The following is an 18,284-nucleotide window of genomic DNA, read 5'->3' on the forward strand; positions in this document are numbered from 1 at the left end:
GGGTAACGCCTGTGGAGAACGACCGTAGGGTGAGTAGTCGTACTCAGCGCGGTTGAGTCCCCGACCGATGCTCCGGCGGCGCGGAGCGTGAGGAGATGGTGGACATGCGCTACGCCGACCCTGCCCTGTGCCCGGACTGCCGCTCCGACCTGACCCGGGGCGTCGACGCCTGCCCGACCTGCGGGCTGGTGCTCCGCCACCCCCTCGCCGTCGAGCTCTTCGGCACGCTCCACCACGCCGACGACCTGGTCGCCGCCCTCCGCGTCGCCAGCACGACGCCCGCCGGCCCGGTCCCGGCTCAGGCAGCCGCTCCTGCGCCGTCCGCCGCGCCCCCCGGCCTGCCGGTGGTGCCGCCCCTGCCACCACTGCCGCCCGTACGTTCCGGGATCGGCTTCGGCTGGGTGCCGAAGATCCTGCTGGGGCTCGGCGCCCTGTTCCTGCTCGTCGCGGCCATCACGTTCCTCGCCGTCGCGTGGTCGCACCTCGGCGTCGGCGGCCGGACGGCCGTGCTGCTCGCGTTCACCGGCGCCGCGGGAGCCGCGGCCCTGCTGCTGCACCGCTTCGACCTCCGCGTGGCGGGCGAGTCGCTCATCGTGGTCGCGCTCGGGCTGCTCGGCCTGGACGTCGTCGGGGCCGGGACCGCCGGTTGGTTCGGCCACCACTCGAACGCCACGATCGCCACCGCCACCGGCATCGTGCTGTTTGCCGCAGGGACCGCCACGGGCCTGCTCCGCGTCGCCGGCCGGCCCCGCCTGGTCGCGCCTCAGGTGATCGCGGGCATCGGCCTCGCGACGGCCGACCTCGGCAGCCTCGGCATCACCTCGCACGGTCTGCTCGCGAGCCACACCTGGGTGCTCCTCGGTGGCGCGGCCGCGGTCCTCGCCCGGCGCACCGGGCTGCCCGCGCTCGCCTGGAGCACCGCCGGCGCGGCCGGTCTCGCCTGGACGATCGGCATCCTCGGCGGCCTCACCCTCTCCCTCGAGAACCCGACCTTCCACGAGCTCTGGGTCGACGGCACCGGCTGGTCGCTCCTCGCGTCGGCGGCGGCCCTGGTCGTGCCGGGGCTCGTCCTGCGCGACCGCGAGCTCGTGCGGTGGGGCACCTCGGCCGCCGCACTCGTCGTGACAGGGACCCTCGCCGTCCCGTGCGTCGACACCTCTGCGCGCACGATCGAGCTGGTCGCGCTGCTGATCACGATGGGCTGGACGGCGGCGCTCGCCCTCCTGCCCCGGCTGCTCCGTCCCGCGGCGATCGCGCCGGCGGCGATCGGCGCGATCCTGCTCGCGGCGCTGCAGCTGGTCACGGCGGGCATCGCCGTCGAGCGGTGGTGGCACGCGGTCGAGCGGCCCGTACGCGCTGCGGGCGACCACTTCGGGGGCGCCGCCGCAGTCACCGAGCCGCTGCTCACGGTGCCCTCGCTGCTCGTCGTCCTCGTGGCGGTCGCCCTGCTCCTTCCGGCCGACAGCTCCGGGCGGCGCGCGTGGCCGACCTGGGCCGCGGCCGGCGGCCTGGTCGCCGGCGCCGGTGGCGCGGTGACGATCGCCTCCTACGACGTCCCCGTGCTGTACGCCGTGATCGCCCTCGTGCTGACGGCGGTGGCCGCGTCACTCCTCGCGCTCGCCGCCGACGGCGGCCGGCAGCTCGGCTTCGGACTGGCGGCCCTCGGCGCCGCCGCCGCCGCTGTCGCCACCGGCATCGCCTGGCCGGTCCTCGCCGCGGCCGCCGCTGCTGCCGCGCTGGCGGTGACCGGCGCGCTCCACCTGCGCGCACGGAGCACCGACCTGCGTGTCCTCGCCGGCCTGCTGGTGCCGGTCTCCCTGGCCACGCTGGTCGAGGCGGTCGCCGCGGTGGTCGCGCTGGACGAGGCCTGGCGCGCAGTGCCGGTCCTCGCCTCGGTCGGCGTCCTCGCCATCGCACGGGCGCGCGTCGAGATCGAGGTGCCGGCAGCGCTGGCCGGGACGCTGTGCGCCGTACCGGCCATCGCGGAGGCCGCCGACCCGGCCGGCTCGCTCGCCCTGCACCTCACCGTCGCCGGATTCCTGGTCGCCGCCACCGCGCTCGTCAACGACCACCGCCGGGATGCCGCGTGGGCCGGCGGTGCGCTGCTGTTCCTCGCCTCCTGGGTGCGTCTCGCGGACCTCGGGGTCCATGCGCCCGAGCCGTACACGCTGCCGCTCGCCGCCGCCCTGCTCGGCATCGGGGTCTGGCGGCTCCGGGAGAGTCCGGAAGCCACGACGGCGGCGACACTCACGCCCGGCCTGCTGCTCGCGACCGTCCCGTCGCTGCTGTGGATGCTGGACGAGCCCACGTCGCTGCGTGCGCTCCTGCTCGGTCTCGGTGCCGTCGCGATGGCCGTCACCGGTTCGGCGCTGCGCTGGAGCGCGCCGCTCGTGGTCGGCGCCTGTGTCGGTGCCGCGATCGTGCTGCGCGAGCTCGGGCCGTACGCCGGCGACGCGCCCGCGTGGGCCTGGATGGGCCTCGGCGGAGCGCTGCTGGTGGTCGTCGGCGTCACCTGGGAGCGCCGCCTGCTCGAGGTGCGGCACGCGGTCGGGCTGCTCGGCCGGCTCCGCTGAGCCCCCGGTAGGTTTGCCGCATGGCTACCACTGCACTGGGCGGCAACGAGGTCCACACCACCGGCGACCTCCCGGCCGTCGGCTCCCCGGCTCCGAAGTTCGAGCTGATCGGCAGCGACTTCAGCGCCGTCTCCCTCCCCACGGGCAAGCGCACCGTCCTCAACATCTTCCCGAGCGTCGACACCGGCGTCTGTGCCGCGAGCGTGCGGAAGTTCAACGAGCTCGCGTCGGGCCTGGAGAACACCCAGGTCATCTGCGTCTCCCAGGACCTCCCGTTCGCGCAGGCCCGGTTCTGCGGCGCGGAGGGCATCGAGAACGTCACGGCCGCCTCCGCATTCCGGTCCGGTTTCGGCGACGACTACGGCGTGCGGCTGACCGACGGCAAGTTCGAGGGCCTGCTCGCGCGCTCGGTCGTCGTGGTCGACGAGTCCGGCAACGTGGCCTACACCGAGCTGGTGCCCGAGATCGGCACCGAGCCCGACTACGACGCCGCGGTCGCAGCCCTCGGCTGAAAGCGTCTGGCCCCACTGCGGGGCCTATTCCGCTCCCGGGTCCCAGAAGGCGTCGCGCATTCGGACGCGGCCCCTGCTGTCCCACGGGGTGCCCTCGTCGCGGTAGCGGTCGAGCGCCTCGCCCTGGTGGCTGGGCGGCAGCGTGCCGTCCGCGCGGATCACCCGCCACCACGGCACCGGGCCGCCGTGGTGGGCCATCACCGTGCCGATCTGCCGCGGCCCGCCGCCGACGACGGCGGCCACGGCGCCGTACGTCGTCACCCGGCCGGCCGGGATCCGCTCGACGATCTCGAGGACCCGCTCGACGTACTCCTCGTCCACGCCATGCAGTGTGCCAAAAATCGCCGAGGGCCCCGGATCACGGGGCCCTCGGGTAGCTCCCTCGTGCGAGAAGACGCTCGAGAAGACTTCGATCAGGACAACGACCGACCCGCGGCCCGGTTACGGGTGTGACGGGCGGTGCCGCGCCCCGAGCGGTCAGTACGCCGGCTGGGACGGGTCGATCTGGTTCACCCAGGCGACCACGCCGCCGCCGACGTGCACGGCGTCGTCGTAGCCCGCGCCCTTGACGATCGCCAGCGTTTCCGCGGACCGCACGCCTGTCTTGCAGTGCATGACGACCTGCTTGCCGGAGTCGACCGGCGGGAGCTGGGCGAGCGCGTTGCCGTTGAGGAACTCACCCTTGGGGATGAGCACCGAGCCGGGGATCTTGTTGATCTCGTACTCGTTGGGCTCGCGCACGTCGACGAGCACGAAGTCGCGGCTCCCCTCGGCCCGCTCCTTGAGCATGTGCTCGAGCTGGGTCACCGTGATCGTCGCGTCCGCCGCGGCGTCGGCCGCCTCGTCGGAGACCGCGCCGCAGAAGTAGTCGTAGTCGATCAGGTCGGTCACGGTCGGGTTCTCACCGCACAGCGCGCAGTTGGGGTCCTTGCGGACCTTCAGCTTGCGGTACTCCATCTCGAGGGCGTCATAGATCATCAGCTTGCCGACCAACGGGTCGCCGATGCCGGTCAGCAGCTTGATGGCCTCGTTGACCTGGATCGAGCCGATGCTCGCGCAGAGCACGCCCAGCACGCCGCCCTCGGCGCAGGAGGGGACCATGCCCGGCGGCGGCGGCTCGGGGTAGAGGCAGCGGTAGCACGGCGCGTCCTCGGCCTGCTTGGGGGCAAACACCGAGGCCTGGCCGTCGAAGCGGTAGATCGAGCCCCAGACGTAGGGGATCCCGAGGAAGTACGCCGCGTCGTTGACCATGTAGCGGGTCGCGAAGTTGTCGGTGCCGTCGACGATCAGGTCGTAGCCCTTGAAGATCTCGAAGACGTTGTCGTTGTCGAGGCGCTCGCCGTGGACGACGACGTTCACGTAGGGGTTGATCTCGGCGACGGACTCCTTCGCCGAGACCGCCTTGGGCTTCCCGATGTCGGACTGGCCGTGGATGATCTGGCGCTGCAGGTTGGACTCGTCGACCTCGTCGAACTCGACGATGCCGAGGGTGCCGACGCCGGCGGCGGCCAGGTACATCAGCGCCGGGCTGCCGAGGCCGCCCGCGCCGATCACCAGCACCTTGGCGTTCTTCAGCCGCTTCTGCCCGCTCATGCCCACGTCGGGGATGATCAGGTGGCGGCTGTAGCGACGTACCTCGTCGATGGTCAGCTCGGCGGCCGGCTCGACCAGCGCGGGAAAGCTCACGGTGCAACTCCTCGTCGGGATCTTCGGGTCTGCGACACGACGCACAACACGCGCACGGACGCGGGTGTTCCCCGCCCTCCATGGTTCCGCGCGGCCCGACACGTCCCGTGCGCCGTCCCGTCATCCGGACCTGGGTACCAGCGAGTAGGCTCCGCACGTGGTCAGGGAGTCGTACGGCGTCGAGGAGCGGCCCCGCGCCGTCCGCCTGCCGAGGCGGCAGCGCCGGGCGCAGCTGATGTCCGCCGCCCTCGAGGTGTTCGTCGCCCAGGGCTACCACGCCGCGGCGATGGACGACATCGCGGAGCGTGCCGGCGTCTCCAAGCCGGTCCTCTACCAGCACTTCCCGGGCAAGCTCGAGCTCTACCTCGCGCTGCTCGACGAGTCCTGCGACACGATGATCGCGAACTGCCGCGCCGCCCTGGAGTCCACGAAGGACAACAAGGAGCGCGTGGCCGCCGCGATGGACGCGTTCTTCGAGTACGTCGCCCACGACACCGGCGCGTTCCGCCTCGTCTTCGAGTCCGACCTCACCAACGAGCCGGTGGTCCGGCGCCACGTGGAGCGGGTCACGACCGAGTGCGCGGACCTGATCGCCGGCGTGATCCGCGAGGACACCGGGCTCCCCCAGGAGGCGGCCCGGCTGCTCGCGGTCGCCCTGGTGGGAATGGGCGAGGTGAGCGCCCGGTTCTGGCTCAAGGAGGACGGGGGCCTGGGCCAGCTGACCCGCGAGCAGGCCGTGGCGCTGGTGTCGGGCCTGGCCTGGCGCGGCATCCGCGGCTACCCCCTGACCGACGAGCAGTAGCTCACCGCTAACCCCACAGGAGTTGGAAGCATGACCGTTGAGGTCAAGATCGGCGTGCAGAACGTCGCCCGCGAGCTCGTCATCGAGGTCGACGAGACCACCGAGGCGATCGAGAAGCTCGTGAGCGACGCCATCTCCTCGGAGGGGATGCTCGGCCTCACCGACGCCAAGGGGCGGCGCGTCGTCGTGCCCGTCGCGAAGCTCGCGTACATCGAGATCGGCCGCAGCACCGCCGGCCAGGTGGGCTTCAGGTCGTAAGGTTCGCCGGGAGCTTCCCCGGCGATTCACAGACGTTTCACAGCCGGTTGCGGCACCATTTCCCCTGAGGGGTGAGGGCCCATGCTGCAGTTCCGCTACGACGCACTGAGCGACACCGGGCGCGTCCGCGACAACAACGAGGACTCCGGGTTCGCCGGTCCCTACCTGCTGTGCGTCGCCGACGGCGTCGGCGGCGCGGCCGCCGGCGAGGTCGCCTCGGCCACGACGGCGTACGTCGTCAGCGCGCGAGCGCTCGCCCACCCGGGCCACCACCCGCTGCAGGTGCTCGGCCGCGCCATCTCCGAGGCGCACGACCACCTCACCGACGGTGTCGTGATGAGCCCCCAGCGCCAGGGCATGGCGACGACGCTCACCGCCGTGCTGACCGACGGGCAGCGGTTCGGCCTGGCGCAGGTCGGTGACTCACGGGCCTACCTGATCCGCGACGGCGCGATCCGCCAGCTGTCCAAGGACCAGACGCTCGTGCAGGAGATGGTGGATGCCGGGCGGATGACGCCCGAGCAGGCCGCGGTCTCGCCGTACAAGCACATCGTGCTGCGCGCCGTCGACGCGACGACCACCCCCGAGCCCGACCTGCAGTGGCTGGACCTGCAGCCCGGCGACCGGCTGCTGCTCTGCACCGACGGCCTCACCGACGTGCTGCCCGACTCCGCGCTGGCCGTGCTCGGCACGCTGCCGGAGCGGGCCGACGCAGCGTGGAACCTCGTCGAGGCGGCCCTCGACGGCGGCAGTCAGGACAACGTGACCGTCGTCGTGGCCGACGTGGTGGACGCCGAGCCCGTGGTCGGGACGGGGAGCGTGCTCGGCGCGGCGACCGACCTCGCGAACGTCGTCGACCCGGCCGGGATCCGACCGCTGCGCTCGGCGTGACGAAATCGCAACGAACCTCCGGGGGTCGCGGTCCTATGCTGGAGGCGTGACCAGGAGCAAGACGTACGAGTACGCGCGCCTGTGGGTGCCGCTGTACGACGACGTCGCGCTCGCCGTGACCCGACCGGTCTACCTCGTCGAGGCGGCTGACGGGTTCGAGGGGTTCGTGGCCGAGAAGAACACCAACCTGGTCGGCGTGCTCAACGAACTCGGCCGCGCCGGCTGGCGGGTCGACCCCACGCCGCAGCGGGTCACCAACCCGTCCCCGGAGTTCCAGCTGCTCATCGACGCCACCCTCGACGAGATCGACGGCGGCCCGATGAACGCAGCCGACGGCGGCTCCTCCCCCGGCCCGGTCGCCGAGTTCGACGTCTACGCCATGCGCCGTCGGCCCTGAGCCTCGTCGAAGGCACGGGCCGCCGCCCGCCACGGGCCTGACGGTCCGCCCTCGTCCGCCAGCCCGAGCAGGTGCGGGGTCAGGTCGGCGCTGAACCCCTCGCTCGCCTCGCGCGGGAGCAGCGACGGCAGGTTGTCGATCGCGATGACCTCCAACGGTGCGGCGGCGTGGTCCGCGGTGCCGTCGTGCAGGTGCCGCACGGGCTCCTCCCACGTGGTGATCTCGGTGTTCACCGGCAGCATGTTGGTGGGGCCGGTGACGTCGCAGGTCACGTCGGCGAGCACCCGGAGGCGGCGCTCGTGGTCCAGGTCGGCCCGCTCCACGAACGGGGTCGTCGGGGTGTGCGTGACCACGCAGTTCACGAGCAGGTCGTGACCGAGGAGCGCCTGCTTGTGCAGGTCCTGCGTCTCCTGACGGTCCCACCGGGTGACCGGCACCCCGCCCGTCAGCAGCGCCGCCTGGGCACCGCGGCCGGACCTGCCGCGCGCACCGGTCACGAGTGCCAGCAGCCGGTCGGCCCCGTTCTTCCGGACCTCCTCCAGCTCCGCGTCGAGCTCGTGCTTGGCCATCGGGGCCAGGGGTGGCCTCAACCTGCCGGCCAGGTGCAGGAGGCCGAGGGCGGCACCGACGTAGCCGGCCCAGTAGCCGAACGCGACCACCCGCCGGCCGTTCTCGTCGACGAGGTACTCGATGTCGAGCAGCTCGCCTCCGCCCCGGTGGAACCTCTCCAGCGTGCGCTCGGCGTCCTGCTGGCCCTTGAAGGCGTGCGCGAAGTAGATGTGCCGGTGGCACAGCGACGCGGGGTCGTCGGGGAGCTCCTTGATCCCGAGGACGTAGGCGTCCCGGGGCGCGTCGGTCCAGGTGCCCTCGGGCACGACGGTCGCCCCGGCCGCGGCGTACTCGTCGATGGCGAAGACCCGCTGGGGTGACTCCTCGACGCTCACCTCGAACCCGGCGTCGAGCAAGGTCGGGACGTCGGCGGGCACGACGGGGGCGCGCCGCTCGGTGTTGCGGACCTCGGACCGGATCCACACGTGGACAGGCTGCATGCGGGTCAGGATGTCACTGGTGGATCGGGCAGCTGAAGGACGGTCGCCGGGGTGTCGGCCGCGCCGGTGTGGTGCGACCACAGGTCCTCGGCGACCCGGTCCGGGTGGTGGGCGTCCGGGCCGGAGCCGATGGGCCCGACGATGGTGGTGTGCCCGACGCGGACCGGCGTGCCCTCGAGCGCTCGGTGGAGCAGCTCGATGTACGTCGCGACCGCCGTCGTCGTGACAGCGCTGGCCGCTCGGTCCGGGTGGGGACGGAGCGCTCCGCTTCCGGTGGTGAACAGCAGCGAGCCTCCTCCCCGGGCCTCGATCTGCGGGTGGACCGTCTCGACCGCAGCCGCCGCTCCGCCCACGCTCAGGCTGAGGGAGGCGAGGAGGTCCTCGGCCGAGGTCTGCAGGACGGGACGGATCAGGCCGACGTCGGGCAACGGGGTGAAGCACAGGACCGTCGCGGGGCCCAGCTCCTCGGTCAGCTCCCGGACGGCGCGACGTACCTGGGCGGGGTCGGTCGCGTCCGCGCTCCGGCTCGCAGCCGGCACGCCGTGCTCGTCGCGCACGGCCTGCGCCATCGCGGCGAGCCGCTCCGCGTTGCGTGCGACGAGGCCGACGGCGTAGCCCTCCCGCGCGAAGCGCCTGGCGACGGACGCGCCGACGCCAGGGCCCGCGCCGACGACCACGACGACGGGCGGAGGACCGGATTCCGTCGGGGTCGTGTCACTCATGGGCGCCATCCTGGCGCACGACCGGGTGGCGCGGTCAGGCGAAGAGGTCGCCGTGCTCGTCGACGCGCTCGAGCACCTCGGTGAAGGTGAGCTGGTCGAGGCCGAGCTCGTCCTCCGCGCCGGCCTCGACCTCCTCCCAGGTCAGCGGGGCGGCGACGGTGGGGCGCTCCCGACCGCGCAGCGAGTACGGCGAGACGGTGGTCTTGGAGCCGGCGTTCTGGGACCAGTCGAAGAACACCTTGCCCCGCCGCTTGGCCTTGGTCATCGTGGCGGTGACCCGGTCGCCGTACGCCGCCTGCATCTCCTCGGCGACCTCCTTGGCCAGCTCGCTGGCCCGGTCGGGTGCGAGCCGCTCGGGCAGGGTGGCATAGAGGTGCAGGCCCTTGCTGCCGCTGGTGACCGGCCGGGCCTCGAGGTCGCGCTCGGCCAGCGCGTCCCGGGCGAGCAGCGCGACCTGGCAGCACTCGTGCAGTCCGGCGGGCTCGCCGGGATCCAGGTCGATCACGAGCCGGTCCGCGCCGAGCGGCTCGCCGTCGTCGTCGACGGTCCACTGGTGGACGTGGAGCTCGAGCGCCGCGAGGTTGACCAGCCACATCAGCGTGGCGAGGTCGTCGACGATGGGGAACACGAGCGTGTCGCCGTGCCTGCTCGTGCCCCGCGACCCGGTGGTGGGCACCTCGGCGGTGTGCACCCACGAGGGCGTGCCCGCCGGCGCGTTCTTCTCGAAGAAGCTCATGTCCTGGACGCCGTGCGGCCAGCGGATCCGCGTCACCGCGCGGCCGGCCAGGTGGGGCAGCAGCACGGGCGCGATCCGGGCGTAGTAGTCGAGGACCTCGCCCTTGGTCGTGCCGGTCTGCGGGTAGAGGACCTTCTGCAGGTTGGAGAGCTTGAGGGTGCGGCCCCCGACGTCGACGTGCACGTCCTGGGACTCGGTCACCTGCTCACCTACCGATCGCGACGACCGGCAGCTCGTCGTTGTGGACCCGTTGGACCAGCCGGTGGACGAACCACCGCGGCGCGCTCACACAGCCGGCGGTGGCCCCGGACCCGTTGACGTGCAGGAAGATGCCGGCGCCGCGGTGCCGCACCTGGTTCCAGTTGAAGTCGAGCACGAAGGACCACTCGTACTGGTCGCGGTAGTCGCGCAGCCGTTCCGAGGAGTTCTCGTCGCTCGCCGGGAGCCACCAGCGGAACCCGCGAAGGCGCTTGTCCCGGAACCGGTTGTAGAAACGTGAGCCGTTGTCCTCGACCCAGTAGTCGCCGGCCCGCACCTCACGGTAGGGGACGTCCCAGACGCGCCGCTCCGGGTGCATGCCGAAGACGAACGGGATACCGAACGTGCCCAGCGGGGTGGTGCCGGTGCCCTGGTGGCGCTCCTTGCGCTCGACCAGCCCGCCGTACCCGATCCGGCCGTCGGCGGCGCTGAACACATGGTGCCAGCGGTGGTGCCGGCGGACCCAGAACGTCACCCGCGCGTGGTAACCGCTGGCGTGGTTGACGGTGACGACCTGGCGGGTGCCGGACCGGAGGTCGACGTGCACGCCGCCGAGCGTCACCGTCCCGGCGCCGGCCGCACGGAGTCGCGCAGGCTCCGGCGCCGTCGGCTTCGCATCAGCGGGCGGGGCGCACAGGAGTGCGGTGGCGAGCAGGACGATCGCCCACAGCAGTGCTGCTCGCCCGCGTGTCATGGGCTCCACGTTAGATCCTCCGGCGAGACGTCGGACCGGACCCCTTGGAAGGCCGGCTGCCGCAGCCGCTCGTAGCCGGCCCCGTGGGTCTCGACGTCCACCACGAGCACAGGCTCCAACCAGTGCGTCCCCTGGGCGTCGACCCGGGGCACCTCGTCGACGAACGGGCTTGCGGCCCGCGCGAGCGGCGCGACGAGCTCGGCCAGGACGCGGGACTGACGCGGCCCGATGCCGCTGCCGACCCGGCCCCGGTAGTGCAGGCCGTCCTCGGCCGGCTCGCCGACGAGCAGCGAGGCGAGCCGGTCGCTGGTCCCGGTCTGCGGGCGCCAGCCGCCGACGACGTACGACGCGCGGTGGCGGTGCGCGAACTTCAGCCAGTTGTGCGTGCGCTCCCCCGGCCGGTACGTCGAGTCCGTGCGCTTGCTGACGATGCCCTCGAGGCCCTGCGCCTTCGTGGCGTCGAACAGCATGCCGCCGTCGTCGTACGTCGCCGGCACCTGCCAGCCCGACGCACCCAGGTCGAGGCCCTCCAGCCGGGCGCGGCGCTCGGCGAGCGGCAGCCCGGTCAGGTCCCGGCCGTCGAGCCGGAGCAGGTCGAAGACCATGTACGTCGCCGGTACCCGCTCGGCGAGCCGGGCCACCTGCCCGGCCTTGCGGACGTGGATCCGCTCGGCGAGGACCCGGAAGTCCGGCAGCCCGCGCTCGTTGAGCGCGATGATCTCGCCGTCGAGCAGCAGGTCGGCGTGGCCGGCCGGCGGCGTGAGCAGCTCGGGCCAGGCGGCGGTGATCCGGTTGCTGTTCCGGCTGGTGAGGGTCACGGCGCCGTCGACGTCGGCGAGGGCGCGAACGCCGTCCCACTTGACCTCGTGCCGCCACTCCTCGCCCGCCGGCACGTGGGTGCCGGGGGTCGCGAGCATCGGGCGCAGGGTCGTCACGGCATCGATCCCACCACGTGCTCGGCGATCGCGAGCGAGCTGGTGGCAGCCGGCGACGGCGCGTTGCGGACGCTGGTCACGCCGTCGGCCCGGACGATCCGGAAGTCGTCGACCAGGCTGCCGTCGCGGTCGACCGCCTGGGCGCGGACGCCGTACCCGGCACGGACGACGTCCTCGGGCCCGATCTCGGGGACGTAGCGACGGGCCGCGCGCAGGTAGGCCGTGGTCGACAGCGCGCCACGCACTTCCGCCAGCCCGGTGCGCCAGTGGCTGCGCGCCATCCGCCAGAACCCCGGCCAGGACACCGTGTGCGCGAGGCCCTGGAGCGAGAGCAGCGCGTTGGGGCCGATCTCCAGGCCGCCGTCGACCCGGCGGGTGAAGTGCACCCCGAGGAACGGGTAGCGGGGGTCGGGCACCGGGTAGACCATGCCGCGGACCAGCTCGTGCTTGGGGCCGGGGACCGCGAGGTACTGACCGCGGAACGGCACGATCCGCGGGCCCTCCTGCCCGTCCAGGGGTCGCCCGACCCGGTCCGCCCGCAGGCCGGCGCAGACGACCAGGTGGTCGACGTGCTGGATGCCGTGGTCGGTCTCGACCTGGAACCGGCTGCCGCGGCCCGAGCGGTGGACGGCGGTGACCTCGGTGCCGAGCAGCACCGAGCCGCCTGCCGCCTCGACGTCGCGCGCGAGCTGCCGGGCGATCGCCGGGTAGTCGGTGATCGCGGTGTGTGGTGAGTGCAGGGCCGCGAGGCCGGTCGCGTGCGGCTCGACGTCGCGGATCTCCGCCGGGCCGATCCTGCGCAGGCCGGGTACGCCGTTCGCGGTCGCGGTCCGCTCGAGGGCGTCGAACCGGCCCATCTCGTCCCGGTCGACGGCGACGACGAGCTTGCCGCACTCGACGTAGGGCAGGTCGTGCTCGGCGCAGTAGTCGCGGACCAGGACCCGGCCCCGGGCGCACAGCTCGGCCTTGAGGCTGCCCGGCCGGTAGTAGATCCCCGCGTGCACGACGCCGGAGTTGTGCCCGCTCTGGTGCGCCGCGACCCGGTCCTCCTTCTCGAGGACGACGACGCGCGAGCCGGGCCTGCGACGGGTGAGCTCGCGGGCGACCGCGAGGCCGACGATGCCGCCGCCGACGACGCCGTAGGTCTGCTCGGGCACGCGATCATGGTGGCAGGTCGGTGGTGCGCCGTACGCTGGGGCCATGCGAGCGATCTGGAAGGGCGCCGTCTCCTTCGGGCTGGTCAGCGTGCCCGTGAAGCTCTACTCCGCCACCGAGAGCCACGACGTGGCGTTCCGGCAGGTCCATGCCAAGGACGGCGGGCGGATCAAGTACCAGCGGGTCTGCTCGATCGACGGCGAGGAGGTCGCCTACGCCGACATCGCCAAGGGCTACGAGACCGAGGACGGCGAGATGGTCGTCCTCACCGACGAGGACCTCGCCCAGCTGCCGACCACGTCGTCCCGCGAGATCGCCGTGGAGAAGTTCGTCCCGCGCGACCAGATCGACCCGCTGCTGTTCGAGAAGAGCTACTACCTCGAGCCGGAGGCCAGCGGCGCGAAGCCCTACGCCCTGCTCCGCCAGGCGCTGGTCGAGGCCGACCGGATGGCGGTCGTGACCGTCGCGCTGCGGCAGCGCACGACGACCGCGGTGCTGCGGGTCCGCGACGACGTCATCGTCATGCAGACGATGATGTGGCCCGACGAGATCCGCAAGCCCGACTTCAACGTGGAGACCGGCGAGGTCAAGGACGCCGAGGTCAAGATGGCGCAGATGCTCGTCGAGACCCTCGCCGGCGACTTCGACCCGGCGGAGTTCGAGGACGACTACGCCGCGGCGGTCGAGGAGGTCGTCAAGACGAAGATCGAGGGTGGTGAGATCCAGCGGACGCCCACGTCGACCAAGACGGGCGGCGAGGTCGTCGACCTGCTCGCGGCGCTGCAGCGCTCCGTCGACGCGGCGAAGACCGCGCGAGGCGAGAGCTCCGACGACGCCGGCGCGCACGACAAGAAGCCGGCGAGGAAGACGCCCGCCAAGAAGACCGCCAAGAAGGCGCCCGCCAAGAAGGCCGCGGCGAAGAAGTCCACCACCAAGAAGACCGCCGCGAAGAAGACCGCTCGCAAGGCCAGCTGACGGATGGCCCGACCCTGACACCTGTTCGACTTCCGGGTAACCCCGGGCCAGCGCGATAGTCGTGGGGTGACCACCACGAGAACCGCCACCGCGTCGTCGTACTCCATCACCATGCGCCTGCACACCGCGCCCGACCAGCGCGTCGTCGGCGAGGTCGCCACCGCCATCGCGGCCGCCGGCGGCATGGTGACGGCGATCGACGTCGCCGACTCGAGCCACGACCGGCTGGTCGTCGACGTCACGTGCTCCGCGGCCGACGCGAGCCACGCGGGCGAGCTGCAGGCCGCGGTCGCGGCCATCGAGGGCGTCGAGGTGCACAAGGTCAGCGACCGGACGTTCCTCATCCACCTCGGCGGGAAGATCGAGATCGCCTCGAAGGTGCCGCTCCGGACCCGCGACGACCTCTCGCTCGCGTACACGCCCGGCGTGGGCCGGGTCTCGCTCGCCCTTGCCGAGCACCCCGAGGACGTCTCCCGGCTCACGATCAAGGGCAACTCGGTCGCGGTCGTGACCGACGGCTCGGCCGTGCTCGGCCTCGGCAACCTCGGTCCCGGCGCCGCGCTGCCGGTGATGGAGGGCAAGGCCGCGCTGTTCAAGCGGTTCGGCGGGATCGACGCCTGGCCGATCTGCCTGGACAGCCAGGACACCGACGAGATCGTCCGCACCGTCGAGCTGATCGCGCCCGGCTTCGGCGGCATCAACCTCGAGGACATCGCGGCTCCGCGGTGCTTCGAGGTCGAGGCCCGGCTGCGCGAGCGGCTCGACATCCCCGTGTTCCACGACGACCAGCACGGCACGGCGATCGTCGTCCTGGCGGCCCTCACGAACGCGCTCAGGGTCGTCGGCAAGGAGATCTCCGGGATCTCGGTGACCGTGGCCGGTGGCGGTGCCGCCGGTACGGCGATCGTCAAGCTCCTGCTCGCGGCCGGTGTCCGGGACGTCGTCGTGTGCGACCGCGAAGGTGCGCTGTGCGCGGGCGACGAGAACCTCTCCCCCGCGCACCGGGCGCTCGCGGAGATCACGAACCCGGGCCGGGTCCGCGGCCCGCTGCAGTCCGTCCTGGCCGGGCGCGACGTCTTCATCGGCGTCAGCGGTCCGGGCGTCCTGCAGCCGGAGTGGATCGAGGACATGGCAGCCGACCCCGTCGTCTTCGCGCTCGCCAACCCCGACCCGGAGGTCGACCCGGTGGAGGCGGCGAAGCACGCCGCCGTGGTGGCCTCCGGACGGTCGGACTACCCGAACCAGATCAACAACGTGCTCGCGTTCCCGGGAGTCTTCCGCGGCCTGCTCGACGCCCGGGCGACCGACGTCACGACGGAGATGATGCTGCGCGCGGCCAACGCCATCGCCCACGTCGTGAGCGACGAGGAGCTCAACGCCAGCTTCATCATCCCCACGGTGTTCCACCCGGACGTGCACCACGCGGTGGCCGCCGCGATCCGGGGCGCGGAGCACTAGCCGGTCGAGTCCTCGGCCTGCTGGATCACACCCTTGAGGACGTCGATCGCACGGATCCGTCCGCTCGTCACACCGGAGTCGTTGAGGATCGCCGTCGGCACGCCGATCAGGTTCGCGTCGTCGTCGATCGCCATCCCGCCGGAGTTGCCGGGCGAGATCCGCGCGGTGGTGTCGAACTCCACGACCTCGCCCTGGTCGTCGTGGACCAGCGTCGCGATGCCGCCGCTGGTGACGGTGACGGTGTCCTTGGACTCCGAGACGCCGGGGAAGCCGAGAACGGTCACGGGGTCGCCGGACCGCAGGTCGGAGGAGTCGCCGACGTCCACGGTGGGCAGGTCCAGCGGCCCGTCGAGGTCGCTGCCGTCGGCGTTGGCGTAGATCTGGATGACCGCGACGTCGAGGTGCCCGTCGGCAGAGACGACCCGCGCGCGGTACAGCGGCGCCGAGGTCGTGTCGGTCATCCCGTCGGTGACCGAGATCAGCAGGTAGTCGGGGTCGGCGATCGCCGCCTGCTCGCCGTACTGCTCGACCAACCCGTCCGCCTCCGGGGCGGCGACGTGGGCGTTGGTGAGGATCAGGCCGTCGGACCGGATGATGGACCCGGAGCCGCCGTACTCGAACAGCGACTTGGCCGGATCGTCCAGCTGGTAGCTCTGCGCGGTGATCTTCACGACCGCCGCCTTGGCCGACTCGAGCTCGGACGAGGTCAGCTCGGGCTGTCCCCCGGCGGTGCCGTCACCGCCGCCCCCGTCGACCAGCTTGTTCGTCACGACGACGGCCGCCACCACCAGCACCGCGGCGGCCACCAGCGCGGCGAGCGCGACGCCGGCCCACTTCAGGACCCGGTTGCGGCGCCGCCGGGCGATCCGGCGCTCCTCCTCCCACGCCGAGAGGATGGGGACCAGGGTCAGCCTCGGTCCGGCGACGGGGTGGCCCAGCCGGAGGTCGAGCCGGTCGTCGAAGGTCGTCGTACCGATCCGGCGGCCGTCGCGGAAGGTGCCCTCGTTGGAGACGTTGGTGTAGACCCAGCCTCCCGGGACGGCCGAGACCCGGCCGTGGTCGCGCGAGCAGGCGGGGTCCGCGATCTGCACGACCGACGCGGGCTGGCGGCCCACGGTGATGAGCGCGGGATGGCGGAACCGGTGCTCGCGGCCGTCCGCCACCACGAGCAGGTCCGGCCCGGAGCGCGCCGGCGGCGGCGCACCCGGCGCGACCGGCGCGGCCGGCTGCGGCGCGAAGACCTGCGTCTGGTCCCACTCGGGCGGCGGCAGCTGCGCGCGCGGGCCGGGCGGCCGCTGACCCGGCGGCGGGGGCGGCCGGGTGGGGTCGTCGGCAAGCGGCATCGAGGCCGGCGGCGCGCCCGGCGGCGGTCCGGTGGGCGGAGCCGCCGACGGCGGGGCCGCCGGGGCGTGGGCCGGCTCGAGCTCCGCCATCTCCTCCGGGATGACGGTGAGCGTCGCTCCCGGCGCCTCGGGGCCGCACCGGATGACGGTCGGGCCGGTGATCCGCAGCTCGCGCACCGGCCGGCCCTCGACGTAGGTCCCGAACTGGCTGCCGGTGTCGACGAGCACCCAGACGCCACCGACCGGCCGCAGCTCCGCGTGCAGCCGCGACACCGATCCGGCGGTCAGCACGATGTCGGCCTCGATGGCGCGGCCGATCCGGATCACCCTGTCCTGGTCGAGCCGGAGGACCCGCCCGTCGACGCGGACGACCAGCGGAGACATGCCGTTCAGACTATCGACGGGTTGCGCGCGGACCGGGTCACGCCGGTGGGCGCCGTACGTTGACGGTGGCGTTGCGGATCTGGATCCGCGTGCCCGACACCAGCTCGACGGTCTGCCCGGGCGCCAGCTGCAGGTCCTGGCCGCCGGGATAGGCCACCGGCCAGCCGGTGTCGGAGTCGTTCGTGAGACCCCACCGGGCCTCGTCCTGCGGGTGCCGGCGGACCCGCGCCAGCACGGTCGGGCGGTCCACACCCGACGAGAGGTGGTCGGACCGGATCGTCGCCTGCGGGCTGACCGCGATGCTGCGCCGTCCGACGTCGAGCAGGTACGGCGGACGCAGCGACGCGCCGTCGTGCCAGCAGGTGAGATTCGGCTCGCCGATGCTCCAGAAGTTCGTGGTGCCGCACTGGGCGCAGGTCATCAGTCCGTCGCGCAGCCGGTCCATCGCCTTGATCCACTGACCCTCGGTGATCCGGGCGGACGGCCGCTGCATCCCGTCGACGAAGGCCTGGACGAACAGGTCCCGGAGGAACTGCGGGTAGATCCCCCAGTACTGCTGCACGATCTCCGAGGGCCGGTTGTCGTCGCGCGCGGGGTCCATGCAGAACACCGGGTCGGTGCCGAAGTGGGTCATCAGCCAGTGCGCGTCGCGCACCCCCGCGTCGGTGCGCTTGCCCTCCAGCGGGTGCCCGAGGAACAGCGAGTAGAACAGCAGCACCGCCAGCGAGTGCCGGTCGGTGTCGGTGTTCGGCAGCGTGCGGTAGGTCGTGTCGCGGACCACCTCCGGCGCCATGAAGTACGGCGTCCCGAGCACCCGCCCGGTGCCGTTGTCGATGCCGACGTTGTCGTTGTCGCAGATCAGCACGTCGCCGTTCGACGGGTCGAAGAAGACGTTGCCGAAGGAGATGTCGCGGTAGCAGAGCCCCCGCGCGTGCAGCCGGAGGAAGCTGAAGCTGAGCTGCCGGCAGAGCTCGATGATCGACGAGAAGGAGACGTCGAGCGGCTTGCCGTCGCGGTCGGTGTTGAGCAGCAGGAAGCTGAGCTCGAGGAACCGCGGGTGCCGCAGGTGCATCACATAGCCGAAGCTCGGCTCGGACGGGACCCGGGCCATGCTCAGCGGCCAGAGGAAGCGGTCGTGGGGCGAGCCGATCTCGACCAGCTGCTGCATCTCCTGGTACTGCTCGCCGGTGGCGCTCTCGGGCTTGTACCACTTCAGCGCGAGCGGCTCACCGGTGTCCCGGCGTACCTCGAACACGTAGCCCTGGCCGCCCTGTCCGAGCAGGCCGGTCACCCGGGCGTGGCCCAGCGGACCGAGGTCGACCTCGGTGCCCTCGCCCAGGACCATCCGTCAGGCCCTCCTCGTTGCTCGTGTTCGCCTGTCCACGCCCGTGGGTACGTGACAATGTATAGCCTCGACTCCCCTGCGGAGATCGAAACCGATGGGGCTGGAGGAGCT

Annotated in this window: 18 protein-coding genes; 8 read left to right on the plus strand and 10 right to left on the minus strand. The window is 72.6% G+C overall.

Annotated features, from left to right (window positions below; all coding sequences use genetic code 11):
* Nucleotides 1-95 precede the first annotated feature (95 nt).
* Both ABD709_RS20175 and tpx read left to right on the plus strand, forming a co-directional pair.
* On the plus strand, nt 96-2,573 hold the full coding sequence (locus ABD709_RS20175) for an SCO7613 C-terminal domain-containing membrane protein (protein ID WP_344778859.1): 2,478 nt from the start codon (nt 96-98) through the stop codon (nt 2,571-2,573).
* A 20-nt stretch (nt 2,574-2,593) separates the two neighbouring features.
* A complete protein-coding gene (gene tpx / locus ABD709_RS20180; RefSeq protein WP_344778860.1) occupies nt 2,594-3,085 on the plus strand; it encodes a thiol peroxidase in 492 nt (163 codons plus the stop codon).
* A gap of 24 nt (nt 3,086-3,109) precedes the next feature.
* Here tpx and ABD709_RS20185 read toward each other — a convergent pair whose 3' ends face one another.
* Both ABD709_RS20185 and moeZ read right to left on the minus strand, forming a co-directional pair.
* Nucleotides 3,110-3,406, minus strand: a complete 297-nt coding sequence (locus tag ABD709_RS20185; protein WP_344778861.1) for an MGMT family protein — start codon at nt 3,404-3,406, stop codon at nt 3,110-3,112.
* Between the two features lie 156 nt (nt 3,407-3,562).
* Nucleotides 3,563-4,771, minus strand: a complete 1,209-nt coding sequence (gene moeZ / locus ABD709_RS20190) for an adenylyltransferase/sulfurtransferase MoeZ (RefSeq protein ID WP_344778862.1) — start codon at nt 4,769-4,771, stop codon at nt 3,563-3,565.
* A gap of 157 nt (nt 4,772-4,928) precedes the next feature.
* On the opposite strand from moeZ, the gene ABD709_RS20195 reads away from it, so the two are divergent.
* The 4 genes from ABD709_RS20195 to ABD709_RS20210 all read left to right on the plus strand — a co-directional run bounded on the left by ABD709_RS20195 (nt 4,929) and on the right by ABD709_RS20210 (nt 7,119).
* On the plus strand, nt 4,929-5,573 hold the full coding sequence (locus tag ABD709_RS20195) for a TetR/AcrR family transcriptional regulator (protein WP_344778863.1): 645 nt from the start codon (nt 4,929-4,931) through the stop codon (nt 5,571-5,573).
* A 30-nt stretch (nt 5,574-5,603) separates the two neighbouring features.
* Complete coding sequence (locus ABD709_RS20200) at nt 5,604-5,831, plus strand: DUF3107 domain-containing protein (RefSeq protein WP_344778864.1); 228 nt, start codon at nt 5,604-5,606, stop codon at nt 5,829-5,831.
* A gap of 81 nt (nt 5,832-5,912) precedes the next feature.
* Nucleotides 5,913-6,722 carry a PP2C family protein-serine/threonine phosphatase gene (locus ABD709_RS20205; RefSeq protein ID WP_344778865.1) on the plus strand — a complete coding sequence of 270 codons (810 nt, stop codon included), beginning with the start codon at nt 5,913-5,915 and terminating at the stop codon, nt 6,720-6,722.
* 46 nt (nt 6,723-6,768) lie between these two features.
* On the plus strand, nt 6,769-7,119 hold the full coding sequence (locus tag ABD709_RS20210) for a hypothetical protein (protein ID WP_344778866.1): 351 nt from the start codon (nt 6,769-6,771) through the stop codon (nt 7,117-7,119).
* On the opposite strand, the gene ABD709_RS20215 is transcribed toward ABD709_RS20210, so the two are convergent.
* Genes ABD709_RS20215 through lhgO form a run of 6 tightly spaced genes read right to left on the minus strand, consistent with a single transcriptional unit; the run spans nt 7,095 to nt 12,670 of the window.
* Nucleotides 7,095-8,168 (minus strand): saccharopine dehydrogenase, encoded by a 1,074-nt coding sequence (locus ABD709_RS20215; RefSeq protein ID WP_344778867.1) that lies wholly within the window; start codon nt 8,166-8,168, stop codon nt 7,095-7,097. The genes ABD709_RS20210 and ABD709_RS20215 overlap by 25 nt on opposite strands.
* 5 nt (nt 8,169-8,173) lie before the next feature.
* A complete protein-coding gene (locus tag ABD709_RS20220; RefSeq protein WP_344778868.1) occupies nt 8,174-8,890 on the minus strand; it encodes an SDR family NAD(P)-dependent oxidoreductase in 717 nt (238 codons plus the stop codon).
* Nucleotides 8,891-8,924: 34 nt separating this feature from the next.
* The gene (gene ligD, locus ABD709_RS20225) at nt 8,925-9,827 is read right to left on the minus strand and encodes a non-homologous end-joining DNA ligase (RefSeq protein ID WP_344778869.1); all 903 of its coding nucleotides are present in this window, start codon (nt 9,825-9,827) and stop codon (nt 8,925-8,927) included.
* 4 nt (nt 9,828-9,831) lie between these two features.
* Entirely contained in the window at nt 9,832-10,578 is a 747-nt protein-coding gene (locus tag ABD709_RS20230; RefSeq protein WP_344778870.1) for a hypothetical protein, read from the minus strand.
* Nucleotides 10,575-11,513 (minus strand): non-homologous end-joining DNA ligase, encoded by a 939-nt coding sequence (ligD, locus tag ABD709_RS20235; protein ID WP_344778871.1) that lies wholly within the window; start codon nt 11,511-11,513, stop codon nt 10,575-10,577. Before ligD (ABD709_RS20235) ends, ABD709_RS20230 begins: the two co-directional genes overlap by 4 nt.
* Nucleotides 11,510-12,670 (minus strand): L-2-hydroxyglutarate oxidase, encoded by a 1,161-nt coding sequence (gene lhgO / locus ABD709_RS20240; RefSeq protein WP_344778872.1) that lies wholly within the window; start codon nt 12,668-12,670, stop codon nt 11,510-11,512. The genes ligD (ABD709_RS20235) and lhgO overlap by 4 nt, the downstream gene beginning before the upstream one ends.
* 43 nt (nt 12,671-12,713) lie before the next feature.
* On the opposite strand from lhgO, the gene ku reads away from it, so the two are divergent.
* Both ku and ABD709_RS20250 read left to right on the plus strand, forming a co-directional pair.
* Nucleotides 12,714-13,643 carry a non-homologous end joining protein Ku gene (gene ku, locus ABD709_RS20245; RefSeq protein WP_344778873.1) on the plus strand — a complete coding sequence of 310 codons (930 nt, stop codon included), beginning with the start codon at nt 12,714-12,716 and terminating at the stop codon, nt 13,641-13,643.
* Nucleotides 13,644-13,754: 111 nt separating this feature from the next.
* A complete protein-coding gene (locus ABD709_RS20250; protein WP_344778907.1) occupies nt 13,755-15,101 on the plus strand; it encodes an NAD-dependent malic enzyme in 1,347 nt (448 codons plus the stop codon).
* On the opposite strand, the gene ABD709_RS20255 is transcribed toward ABD709_RS20250, so the two are convergent.
* Both ABD709_RS20255 and ABD709_RS20260 read right to left on the minus strand, forming a co-directional pair.
* Nucleotides 15,098-16,828: a trypsin-like peptidase domain-containing protein gene (locus ABD709_RS20255; RefSeq protein WP_344778874.1), complete on the minus strand. Its 1,731-nt coding sequence runs from the start codon at nt 16,826-16,828 to the stop codon at nt 15,098-15,100. The genes ABD709_RS20250 and ABD709_RS20255 overlap by 4 nt on opposite strands.
* Before the next feature lie 37 nt (nt 16,829-16,865).
* Nucleotides 16,866-18,173 carry a protein kinase domain-containing protein gene (locus tag ABD709_RS20260; RefSeq protein ID WP_344778875.1) on the minus strand — a complete coding sequence of 436 codons (1,308 nt, stop codon included), beginning with the start codon at nt 18,171-18,173 and terminating at the stop codon, nt 16,866-16,868.
* Nucleotides 18,174-18,284: the final 111 nt, after the last annotated feature.

Source organism: Nocardioides panacisoli (genome assembly GCF_039537325.1).
GTDB classification, from domain to species: Bacteria; Actinomycetota; Actinomycetes; order Propionibacteriales; family Nocardioidaceae; genus Nocardioides; species Nocardioides panacisoli.

Excerpts from the sequence above, each read along its gene's own strand:
- ABD709_RS20255 (WP_344778874.1), bottom strand. The coding sequence starts at position 16,828 with ATGTCTCCGCTGGTCGTCCGCGTCGACGGGCGGGTCCTCCGGCTCGAC.
- ABD709_RS20215 (WP_344778867.1), bottom strand. The coding sequence starts at position 8,168 with ATGCAGCCTGTCCACGTGTGGATCCGGTCCGAGGTCCGCAACACCGAG.
- ABD709_RS20200 (WP_344778864.1), top strand. The coding sequence starts at position 5,604 with ATGACCGTTGAGGTCAAGATCGGCGTGCAGAACGTCGCCCGCGAGCTC.
- ku (WP_344778873.1), top strand. The coding sequence starts at position 12,714 with ATGCGAGCGATCTGGAAGGGCGCCGTCTCCTTCGGGCTGGTCAGCGTG.
- ABD709_RS20175 (WP_344778859.1), top strand. The coding sequence starts at position 96 with ATGGTGGACATGCGCTACGCCGACCCTGCCCTGTGCCCGGACTGCCGC.
- ABD709_RS20220 (WP_344778868.1), bottom strand. The coding sequence starts at position 8,890 with ATGAGTGACACGACCCCGACGGAATCCGGTCCTCCGCCCGTCGTCGTG.
- ABD709_RS20260 (WP_344778875.1), bottom strand. The coding sequence starts at position 18,173 with ATGGTCCTGGGCGAGGGCACCGAGGTCGACCTCGGTCCGCTGGGCCAC.
- ABD709_RS20230 (WP_344778870.1), bottom strand. The coding sequence starts at position 10,578 with ATGACACGCGGGCGAGCAGCACTGCTGTGGGCGATCGTCCTGCTCGCC.
- ABD709_RS20250 (WP_344778907.1), top strand. The coding sequence starts at position 13,755 with ATGCGCCTGCACACCGCGCCCGACCAGCGCGTCGTCGGCGAGGTCGCC.
- tpx (WP_344778860.1), top strand. The coding sequence starts at position 2,594 with ATGGCTACCACTGCACTGGGCGGCAACGAGGTCCACACCACCGGCGAC.
- ABD709_RS20205 (WP_344778865.1), top strand. The coding sequence starts at position 5,913 with ATGCTGCAGTTCCGCTACGACGCACTGAGCGACACCGGGCGCGTCCGC.